This window comes from Pseudomonas sp. (assembly GCF_049645325.1).
In the GTDB taxonomy this organism is placed as follows: domain Bacteria; phylum Pseudomonadota; class Gammaproteobacteria; order Pseudomonadales; family Pseudomonadaceae; genus Aquipseudomonas.
In genome coordinates this window covers 1-3,371 of sequence record NZ_JBARTQ010000079.1, presented here as the reverse complement: position 1 = coordinate 3,371, position 3,371 = coordinate 1, and the positions used below count along the sequence as shown (strand labels likewise).

Below are 3,371 nucleotides of genomic sequence, written 5' to 3'. Positions count from 1 at the left end.
TGCTTGGCCCCATTGAAAAAGTCACCTCTCGGTCACCCCAATGAATGAAATAGCAGCGCCTTCACCGCGATCGCCAAAGCGCTCAAAAACCGCTGCCCCCTCGCCAGAAAAAGTCGCTGATGATGCTGTGCCGACGACGGAAGTCAAAAAGCCGCGCATCAATGAGAAAGCCCGACTGCGCACGCGCAACAAACTCTTGCGTGCGGCGCGCACCGTCATGGCCGGCAAGGGCATCGAAGCAACGACGATCAACGACATCACCGAAGAGGCCGAGCTGTCCTTCGGTTCGTTCTACAACTACTTCTCCAGCAAGGAAGAAATCGCCCGCGCGGTGTTTATCGACGACGCGCAGTTGCTGGTCGAAGCGTTTGAAGCTGCTGTCACTCCGACCACCGGCATCGCCGAGATCGTCGGCACCAATTTCCGTCTCTGCGTACACCGTGGAATTTGCGACCCGATCTGGGGCTGGTTTCTGGTGTACTCGATTTACAGCATCAACGACATGCTGGCGATCATGGGTAAACCCTTGGCGCGTGACATCAGGATCGGCAACGAGTCCAACGACTTTGACGTTGTGGATGTCGATGCCACAGTGGACTGCATTATTGGCGGCATGCTGTTTCTACTACGTCAGGTTTTGACCGGGACTCGTCCTGTGTCTGCCGTTGAAAGCGCAGTGCAATACGTGCTTCGAGGCCTGGGTGTGAGCCACGAAGAAGCTGCGCGCATCGTACAGCTCGATCTGAGCAACGTTCTCTAATCCCGTGACGCCGACCTGAGGTGTGAGAGCAAGCTCTCTCACCACATATTATTCATTCGCCATTGTTTCAGTAGCGGTCAGTCACAAGTAAGGCTGATGCCATCAACAAGCACATGTGATTTCCCAAGTCCCGGCTGAAACGAGACTATTCGATAAGCGCTCGTTATATGAACGCGAAGTTCCCGTTTTAGTGACAGAGGCCCATGGATGGCTTCAAGTTCTGATTAATAAATCCAAAAAAATAAATGTTTGTCTTTGAAGACATCCTTATCACAAAAATAATAGGGGAGTTGTATGAAGAATTTGGCGTATTGCTGCGCGGCCGGTGCAGCCTTGACGTGCTATGCGGGTCTGGGCCTGGCAGCAGATGGACAAACCAGTGATGCCGAGTGGGCGAAAATCAACTCACTGACATGGCAAGCCCAAGGCTTGACGACCCGGTTCCCGCCGTTACAGGACTCTATCCTGGCGGACAGCGGCAGTTGGCGCAGTGAGTTGGCTAAACACAATATCGGCATTGAGCCACGTATTGTGATTAACGGCATCACTGACTTTAATCAGAACAACAATAAACCCAAAGACAGTTATGTCGGGCAGGGCGGCGATTTAATGGCCGGTACCTACTTTATTGACTTTGTTTATGGTCTGGACGACTTGGGGCTGCCGAACTCCAAGATCATGGCGTGCGTAAACTCGACCAACTCTTCTGTTGCAGGCAACCCACCGAACAACACGGCGGTCGCCTGCCTGAGTTACTTTCAAACTTTTCTCGACAAGAAAGTTGAGTTGAAGGCAGGTTTCGAGCCGAACTTGTATACCTATGTCGGTTTATTCACCGGTGGTGACGCGACGCTGACCAATACCCTCGGTTCGGTGATCCCGGTAGAGGCCGGTTTGAGTGATCCGGTAACCACGCCGCCGATGGTCAACCTGGCCTATAAGGGCGAGGATGGTTTCTATGCGCGCGGTGGCGTGCAGCGCAGCGTTTCGCCGAATGGGCGGGTGTATGAAGTCGAGAACAACGGCATCGGTCTGGATGCTTCGATGGAAGACGCCAAAGTTCTTTACGTCAGTGAAGTGGGTATAGATCGCAAACCTACACCAGGCGGTAACCGGCTGTGGGTTCGTGCGGGCGGTGTCTCGAACCCGACCAAATATAAAGCCTTTGAAGGTGGCGAAGAATCCAACAAAGCCTACTGGGCACTGGCGGACTACCAAGTCACTCAGCCCGACAAGAGCATTCCGGTTCATGGTCTCTATGTAGGTGCATCGGCGATGTACGCGCCTTCCGATGTCAACCTGTACACCCAGAACTATGAGGCGCGCATGTACTACTATGGCCCGTTCAAGTCGCGTCCCTTGGACAAGGTTTCCTTTGTCGTAGGCAAAAACGTGTTCAGTCAGGAAGCCCAGGATACGTTGGCCGCCCGCAGAATCGACACTGCCTCTACGCAATTGAGCGCTACGGCGGCATATGCGATGCACGTTACCCGCGGCGTCTATCTGTCTTCAGCCGTGGGGTACACCAAAGATCCTTCGTTTACTGCCGATATCAACCACGCGCTGACGTTCAAGTTGGGATTGTTGTTCAACTTCTAAGCCGTATTACAGTCGCAAAAAAAGCCGTCGAAAGACGGCTTTTTCATTGGTCGGGATATCAGATTTTCCGACCCGCATCCTTGAACAGATCTCGGATAAAACTGTGTCCAGGATCCGAGTCATTGCGGTCCAGCCACACCAGCGACTCTTCCAGCGGTCTGATTTCAATCGGGCACTCCATGATTTTCAGATTCAGCGCGTGGGCCATGGCTTGTGCCATTCGGCGATGAATAGTCGCAACCAGCGGTGTGCCAGGCAGCATCATGATCAGGCTGGAAAAGCTTGGCGCCTTGGTGACGATGCGCGGTTCGATGCCGGCACGCAGCCAGCCGCGATCAATCAAAGTGCGCCAATCGCTGCCAAACGACACCTGGCCATGCGGCGCACCAATGTACTGTTCCAGCGTGATGTCATTGGTCGCGTCGAAATGCGCAGGGTCGACAACACAGACAAAGTCATCACGGAACAAGCCTTCGATCCGAAAATGTTCGCTGGGTTTGTAAACCTTGTGGTTGTCCCAGTCGATCAGACCCACGCAAAAGTCCAGATCGCCACGCTCCAGACGGTTGTAACTGTCGGCATCCAGACGCTCAACATGAATCACTGTATGCGGTGCAGATTGCAGCAGCAGACGCAGCACGCTCGGCATCAGCACCATTGCCGCGTAATCCGTCATTGCCACTTTGAAGTGTCGTTGCTCGGTTTTCGGGTCGAACTTCGGTCGAACTTGCAGTGCCGTTTGAATGCTCGATAACGAGGTTTTCACCGGTTCCATCAACGCTGTTGCCAGAGGTGTCAGTTCGAAATTGCGACCGACACGCACCAAGAGTTCATCATCGAAATGTTCGCGCAAGCGGCGCAGTGAAGCGCTCATCGCTTGTTGCGTGACGAAGAGCCTTTCGGCTGCGCGGGTGACGTTGCGTTCGGTAAGAAAAGCATCGAGGGAGCGCAGGAGATTCAAATCGAAATGTTGAAATTGCATGTGAAGTTCCGCCATTACAGAGTTCGATTA

General features: G+C 53.5%; 3 protein-coding genes. 2 read left to right on the top strand and 1 reads right to left on the bottom strand.

All coding sequences use genetic code 11. From position 1 onward, the window contains the following. The first annotated feature begins 127 nt into the window (after positions 1–127). Positions 128–760, top strand: a complete 633-nt coding sequence (locus WBB95_RS03335) for a TetR/AcrR family transcriptional regulator (RefSeq protein WP_401208134.1) — start codon at positions 128–130, stop codon at positions 758–760. A gap of 294 nt (positions 761–1,054) precedes the next feature. Beyond that, positions 1,055–2,359: a carbohydrate porin gene (locus tag WBB95_RS03330; RefSeq protein ID WP_424486284.1), complete on the top strand. Its 1,305-nt coding sequence runs from the start codon at positions 1,055–1,057 to the stop codon at positions 2,357–2,359. A gap of 58 nt (positions 2,360–2,417) precedes the next feature. Here WBB95_RS03330 and WBB95_RS03325 read toward each other — a convergent pair whose 3' ends face one another. Continuing rightward, positions 2,418–3,341, bottom strand: a complete 924-nt coding sequence (locus WBB95_RS03325) for a LysR family transcriptional regulator (protein WP_401208129.1) — start codon at positions 3,339–3,341, stop codon at positions 2,418–2,420. Positions 3,342–3,371: the final 30 nt, after the last annotated feature.